Raw genomic sequence first — 6485 nt, 5'->3', positions numbered from 1 at the left:
CCCCGGAACGCTCGCCCCGGACGGCGGCGTCGACCGCGCGCAACTGCGCGACGCGGTGCTCGGGCGCCCGGATGCGCTGGCCCGGCTGGAGGGGCTGGTCCACCCGTTGGTCGGGGCCGTCGGCCACGCCTTCCTCGAACGCCATGCAGGCTCGCCGCTGGTGCTGCTCGATATCCCGCTGCTCTACGAGACCGGCGGCGAGGCCCGGTGCGACGCCGTCCTCGTGGTCACCGCGCCGCCCGAGGTGCAGCGCGCCCGCGTGCTGGCCCGCCCCGGCATGACCGAGGCCGCGTTCGCGGCGATCCTAGCCAAGCAGATGCCGGACGCCGAGAAGCGGGCGCGAGCCGACTACGTGATCGACACGAGCCTCGGCTTTGCCGCCGCCGAGGCCGAGGTGGCGGGGATCGTCGCGCAACTAACCGACGAGGCAGGACAGCGCGGTGACCGCCCAAGATCGCAACCGAATTCTAACCCATTCGCGGTGGGTGTCCGGTCCGAGGAAAATTAACTTATCACTCTGAAAAAATTGCCTTCGAGTCAGGAGGTGGTGCCGCATGTCGAAACGCCTGGAAGCGATGCGTGCCAAGCCGATGGCCGGCTGGACTGTTTCGGACATCATGGCGCTCTGCGCCGAGTTCGACGTCGTTTGCCATCCCCCACGCGGCGGCGGTTCGCATTATCGGATCGGCCACCGCTCCCAATTCGAAAAGTTGACGATCCCCGCTGCTCGGCCGATCAAGGGATGGTACATCCGCGAACTCGTCCGGTTCATCGACAAGGTCAGAGCCGCGCCATGAGCGAACTCACCTATCCCGTCGTCATCTCCCCGCTGACCCACGATGACGGCGGCGGCTTCGCTGCGACAGTGCCCGATCTCCCAGGCTGCATGTCCGACGGCGAGACCCCCGAGGAAGCTCTGGTGAACGTCCGCGACGCGATCGATGCTTGGATCGCGATGGCTCGCGAACTCGGGCATGCCGTGCCCGCCCCCTCGCGCACTTTGCAGCGGGCCGTCGGCTGAACGGCTCCCGCCGTCCGCGATCGGGGACCGCATCGCGACGCGCGTGATCGGTATGAGCCGCGAGCGATCGCCTGTCGGAGCCGTCCGGTTCCTCCACAGGGCGCGATATTTCATCGGGATTTCGTCGGGACCCGAGGCGGCGTCGCCGGGTTGGCAGCCCAGGGGCCGCCTGCCGTCGCGGCCGGCCCGCGAGAACCCGGAGACCTGCCATGGCCACCAAGCCGAAGACGCTGCACGATGCCTTCTACGAGACCTTGAAGGACGTCTACTACGCCGAGAAGCAGTCGGTGAAGGCGCTCAAGAAGTCGGCCAAGGCCGCCGAGCATGCCGAGCTGAAGCAGGCATTCGAGACCCACGCCGAGGAGAGCGCCAACCAAGTCGAGCGCCTGACCCAGGTGTTCGAGATGATCGGCAAGCCGGCCCGCGCCAAGACCTGCGAGGCGATGCAGGGCATCACCTCGGAGATGGAGGAGGACCTGGAGGATTTCGGCGACAGCCCCGCCGCCGACGCGGTTCTGGCCGCCTGCGCCCAGGCCGTCGAGCACTACGAGATCGCCCGCTACGGCACCCTGAAGACCTGGGCCGCCCAGCTCGGCTACGCCGACGCGGCCAAGCTCCTCGACGAGACCCTGCAGGAGGAGAAGAAGACCGACGCGCTGCTCTCGGAAATCGCGGAGAGCCTCAACCTCGACGGCACCGAGCCGACGGAGGAGGAGCCTGCCACGAAGAAGTCCGGCCGCAAGGCGGCCTGAACTCGATCCGATGCGATGACGCCGGGCCGGTCTGATCATTCGGTCCGGCGTGTCGCGACGAGACCGTCCCCGGGGTCCGATGATCTTGGGAGCGGCCCTACGGCTTGGTGTTTGCCGGCTTCCGGCTCAGCTGCTTGTTGAGCGTCCGCAATTCGCCGTCATCACGCGTACACAAATCATGGCTGAACGCCGCCTCAAGGTAGGCCGCCTCACTGCGCGTTGCCCGCGCGGAGGACGCTGCATGCGCTGCGGGACTGCACGCCGCGAACGCCAGCACCATCCCAAGCGCCTTCACCACACGCATGACCAACTCCCGGGGCGAGACGGTTTCGAGGCTTGAGCCGGAATCTTTAACGCTGGTATCGCGCATCTCCGCGGCGGATCGTTCGATCCGGGACGGGAGCGTGTACCCAGCCCTTGAGCCGGCACGAAAAACACGATATGCGTGATCTGCCCTCCCAAAAAGCGCCACCGCAGCATCCGTGAGCCCCCGGGGCTCCGCCAAGACGATGCACGGGTCCGCCGCACCCTTCGCGGCCAGACATCCGGCGCCTTCTCCCGATTGCCAGGCTCCCCGCCTCAACCTTCGCTTTCGTCGGTTCAAGACATCCCATGAACGAACAGTCCGACGTCTCCGCCCTCGCGGACATCCCCGGCTCGAACCTGCCCGGTTCGAATGCGCCGACCGAGGGCGCGCTCGCGGCCTCCGACCTCGACGCCATGCGCGAGGTCAAGCTCCAGGACCTCAAGTCCAAGACGCCCACCGACCTGATCGCCTTCGCCGAGGAGGTCGAGGTCGAGAACGCCTCGACCATGCGCAAGGCCGAGCTGATGTTCTCGATCCTGAAGCAGCTCGCGGCCAAGGAGGTCGAGATCATCGGCGCCGGCACCTGTGAGGTGCTGCAGGACGGGTTCGGCTTCCTGCGCTCGTCGGAGTCGAATTACCTCCCGGGGCCCGACGACATCTACATCTCGCCCACGCAAATCCGCCGCTTCGGCCTGCGCACCGGCGACACCGTCGAAGGCCCGATCCGGGGACCGAAGGACGGCGAGCGCTACTTCGCGCTGCTGAAGGTCAACACGATCAACTTCGAGAACCCGGAGAAGATCAAGCACAAGGTCCACTTCGACAACCTGACGCCGCTGTTCCCGACCCAGCGCTTCAAGCTGGAGCTCGACGCGCCGCCGAAGAAGGACTTCTCCCCCCGGATCATCGACATCGTCGCCCCGATCGGCAAGGGCCAGCGCGCCCTGATCGTCGCGCCGCCGCGCACCGGCAAGACCGTGCTGATGCAGAACATCGCGCAGTCGATCACCATCAACCACCCGGAGTGCTACCTCATCGTGTTGCTCATCGACGAGCGCCCGGAGGAGGTGACCGACATGATCCGCTCGGTGAAGGGCGAGGTCATCGCCTCGACCTTCGACGAGCCGGCCACCCGCCACGTGCAGGTCGCCGAGATGGTGATCGAGAAGGCCAAGCGCCTGGTCGAGCACGGCCGCGACGTTGTCATCCTGCTGGATTCGATCACCCGTCTGGGCCGCGCCTACAACACCGTGGTGCCCTCGTCGGGCAAGGTACTCACCGGCGGCGTCGACGCCAACGCCCTGCAGCGCCCGAAGCGCTTCTTCGGCGCGGCCCGAAACATCGAGGAGGGCGGCTCGCTCTCGATCATCGCCACCGCGCTCATCGACACCGGATCGCGCATGGACGAGGTGATCTTCGAGGAGTTCAAGGGCACCGGCAACTCCGAGATCATCCTGGACCGCAAGGTCTCGGACAAGCGCATCTTCCCGGCCATCGACATCACCCGCTCCGGCACTCGCAAGGAAGAGCTGCTGGTTCCGCCGGACGCGCTCAAGAAGACCTACGTGCTGCGCCGCATCCTCAACCCGATGGGCGTCACCGACGCGATCGAGTTCCTCATGGACAAGCTGCGCCAGACCAAGAGCAACGGCGACTTCTTCGACTCGATGAACACCTGACGATTTTTAGGACTCGAACGAGAAAAAGGCCCCGATCGCAGGATCGGGGCCTTTCTCATGACAGCCCGACTGACCGTCGATCCTCCCCACCCCCTCATCCTGAGGTGCGGACGCGAAGCGGGAGCCTCGAAGGAGCCCTCCAGCCGGCCGCGCGATGTCTGGAGACCTCCTTCGAGGCCCGCTGGCGCGGGCACCTCAGGATGAGGTCGCGGGGTGGAGGGCGGAGTGTCGCGGCTACTTCGCCAGTTCGCGGAGCGCGTCGCGGCGATCCTTCATGACGGCGCGGGCAACCGCCATCTGATCCGCGAAATCCGGTGTCTCGGGTGTCAGGTGGTAGCCGTCCGGTGTTTCGACGAGGAAGACCGTGTCTCCCGTCGATACGTTGAGCCGCGCCTGCACCTCCTTCGGAAGGACGACGCCGACGGCGTCGCCGATCTGCGTGAGCTTGAGCGCCACCATCACGTCTTCCAAACGGGTTGCGGGGGATCGGTCCCTTCGAGAATGGGCGGGACCGTGCGGATGCGCAAGCGCGGGACGGGCGGCCGCTACGCCCGCCGCCGCCGCGCCAGCATGTTCAGCCCTTCAACGCCGGCCGAGAACGCCATCGCGGTGTAGATGTAGCCCTTGGGCACGTGCGCCCCGAAGCCTTCGGCGATCAGCGTCATGCCGATCATGATCAGGAAGCCCAGCGCCAGCATCACCACCGTCGGGTTCTTCGCGATCAAGGCCGAGAGCGGCTCGGCGGCCACCAGCATCACGACCACTGCCGTCACGACGGCGATCATCATCACCGGCACGTGCTCGGTCATGCCCACCGCCGTGATGATCGAGTCGATCGAGAAGACGAGGTCGAGGAGCAGGATCTGGCCGATCGCCGCGGCGAAGCCCAGCGTCGCGCCGCCCGTCGCCGTCTCCGGAGCTGGGTCGACGCTGTGATGGATCTCGGTGGTGGCCTTCCACAGCAGGAACAGGCCGCCGGCGAGCAGGATCAGGTCACGCCAGGAGAAGGCGTGGCCGAGCACCGAGAAGACGGGGCTCGTCAGCTGCACGATGAAGGCGACCGTGCCGAGCAGCCCCAGCCGCAGGATTAGGGCGAGCCCGATGCCGATGCGGCGGGCCTTCGCCTGGTGCTCGGGCCGCAGCTTGTTGGTGAGGATCGAGATGAAGATCAGGTTGTCGATCCCGAGCACCACCTCCATCACCACGAGGGTCGCCAGCGCCGCCCACACCGTCGGGTCGGCGGCGAGTCGAACGAGATGGTCCATCGGGCGCCTCGCGTCAGAGCGGCAGGAAGCGGGTGCCGCCGGCTCCCGGCCGGTCGGCCGCATCCGGGGCATAGATCTTCAGGATCTTCGGGAAGACCTTGAAGTGGGCCGGGGTGTGGGTGGTGAGCTCGCCGTCGGTGTTGACGGCCCGCGGCTTCCGCGTGCTCAGCACCACCTCGGTGGTCTGGAAGGCGCGCACGTCTTCGGCCCTGCCGTGGGTGCCGCGGCGGAGCGCCGGCAGCAGGGCGAGCAGGCGCCACCAGTGTTTCACCTCGAGGGAGTAGAAGTCGAGCTTGCCGTCGTCGACGGTCGCGGTCTCCTCCACCGTCATGCCGCCGCCGTAGTGGCGCCCGTTGCCGACCGAGGCCTGGATCGTGGTGACGCGCTCGCGCTTGCCGTCGTGCTCGATCGTCACCGTGAAGGGCCGCACCCGCCGCAGCACCCGGAAGGCGGCGATGGCGTAGCCGACCGTGCCCCACTTCTTCTTCGATTCCGCGGTGAGGCCGCCGGCGAGGTCCGCCGAGAAGCCGATGCTGGCCACGTTGAAGAAGTAGTGCCCGTTGACCCAGCCGAGGTCGACCGGCTGCGGCGCGACCTGCGTGATCAGCTCCGCGGCGGCCACCGGATCGAGCGGCAGTCCGAGGGAGCGGGCGAGGTCGTTGGCGGTGCCCAGCGGCAGGATGCCGAGCGGCAGGCCGGTCTCGACGAGGGCGGGCGCGGCCGCGTTCATGGTGCCGTCGCCACCGCCGAGGATCACGAGGTCGACGTCCTGCGCGTGCCGCCGGATCACCGCGCAGCAATCGCGCTCGGGCTCCGGCTCGACCAGCGTGAGGCCGCCCGCGCGCAACGCCTCGCGCACGGCATCGATCGCCGCGCCGCCGTTGCGGGCCTTCGGGTTGCACAGGAGCAGCGCCCGGCGCGGACGCGACGCCCCCGACGACTCGGCCTCCGCGCTCGTCGGCGAACCTCCGGCGACGGACCGGCTCAACGGATCGGACAAGGGCGGTAACCTCTTCGGCGCGTTCGCCGCCACCCGCGAGGCGCGGGGGCGACGGCGTGGCAGAGATCCGACATCGCGGTCGACGCCTCGACCGCCAGAGGGGCCCGGACCCGGAATACGGCCTAGGTGGCGTACCGTTCCGGCGATCTCAACCCCGTTGCCCCCGCAATTCCGAACTTGCCGGGACCGCAGATCCGGTTTCGCGTGTCCCGAGCGCTATCGGCCGGCTCCGATGCGCTTCAGAGCAGAGCCGCACGGAACCGGGCGCCCACCGGTTCGCGTTAACCTCGGCCGTCGTAGAACGCGTCGCCCCCCGCCCGGCCACCCTCCGGTGATCCCATGTGCCCTGATCCCTCACGCGTCGGCGGCCTGCGTTCCGCGCTCGCGCTCGGCTTGATCCTCGCCGCCGGGGCGGCCCGGGCCGAGCCGCGTCCGGGCTGGGTCGACCCGCCGGCGAAGGC

General features: G+C 68.2%; 9 protein-coding genes. 5 read left to right on the top strand and 4 right to left on the bottom strand.

Annotated features, from left to right (window positions below; translation table 11 throughout):
* The 4 genes from coaE to FV222_RS14630 all read left to right on the top strand — a co-directional run.
* Nucleotides 1-508 (top strand): dephospho-CoA kinase (coaE, locus tag FV222_RS14645; RefSeq protein WP_147814826.1); only part of this gene is annotated, 508 nt, incomplete at its 5' end.
* 46 nt (nt 509-554) lie between these two features.
* Nucleotides 555-797 carry a type II toxin-antitoxin system HicA family toxin gene (locus FV222_RS14640; RefSeq protein ID WP_147753719.1) on the top strand — a complete coding sequence of 81 codons (243 nt, stop codon included), beginning with the start codon at nt 555-557 and terminating at the stop codon, nt 795-797.
* Entirely contained in the window at nt 794-1021 is a 228-nt protein-coding gene (locus FV222_RS14635) for a type II toxin-antitoxin system HicB family antitoxin (protein WP_147762186.1), read from the top strand. The genes FV222_RS14640 and FV222_RS14635 overlap by 4 nt, the downstream gene beginning before the upstream one ends.
* A gap of 209 nt (nt 1022-1230) precedes the next feature.
* Nucleotides 1231-1773, top strand: coding sequence for a ferritin-like domain-containing protein (locus tag FV222_RS14630; RefSeq protein WP_147762187.1), 543 nt, complete (start codon nt 1231-1233; stop codon nt 1771-1773).
* A gap of 97 nt (nt 1774-1870) precedes the next feature.
* Here the strand turns inward: FV222_RS14630 and FV222_RS14625 are convergent, their stop codons facing one another.
* On the bottom strand, nt 1871-2143 hold the full coding sequence (locus FV222_RS14625) for a hypothetical protein (protein WP_147762188.1): 273 nt from the start codon (nt 2141-2143) through the stop codon (nt 1871-1873).
* 242 nt (nt 2144-2385) lie between these two features.
* Here FV222_RS14625 and rho point away from each other — a divergent pair, with 242 nt between their 5' ends.
* Complete coding sequence (gene rho / locus FV222_RS14620) at nt 2386-3759, top strand: transcription termination factor Rho (RefSeq protein ID WP_187275223.1); 1374 nt, start codon at nt 2386-2388, stop codon at nt 3757-3759.
* A gap of 234 nt (nt 3760-3993) precedes the next feature.
* Here the strand turns inward: rho and FV222_RS14610 are convergent, their stop codons facing one another.
* From FV222_RS14610 to FV222_RS14600, 3 genes are all read right to left on the bottom strand, one after another.
* Entirely contained in the window at nt 3994-4218 is a 225-nt protein-coding gene (locus FV222_RS14610) for an AbrB/MazE/SpoVT family DNA-binding domain-containing protein (protein WP_147762190.1), read from the bottom strand.
* Nucleotides 4219-4304: 86 nt separating this feature from the next.
* Nucleotides 4305-5024, bottom strand: coding sequence for a TerC family protein (locus tag FV222_RS14605; protein ID WP_147762191.1), 720 nt, complete (start codon nt 5022-5024; stop codon nt 4305-4307).
* 13 nt (nt 5025-5037) lie between these two features.
* Nucleotides 5038-6012 carry a lipid kinase gene (locus FV222_RS14600; protein WP_147762205.1) on the bottom strand — a complete coding sequence of 325 codons (975 nt, stop codon included), beginning with the start codon at nt 6010-6012 and terminating at the stop codon, nt 5038-5040.
* Nucleotides 6013-6485 lie beyond the last annotated feature (473 nt).

This window comes from Methylobacterium sp. WL103, assembly GCF_008039885.1.
GTDB classification, from domain to species: domain Bacteria; phylum Pseudomonadota; class Alphaproteobacteria; order Rhizobiales; family Beijerinckiaceae; genus Methylobacterium; species Methylobacterium cerastii.
This window is presented reverse-complemented; position numbering and strand designations above follow the sequence as displayed.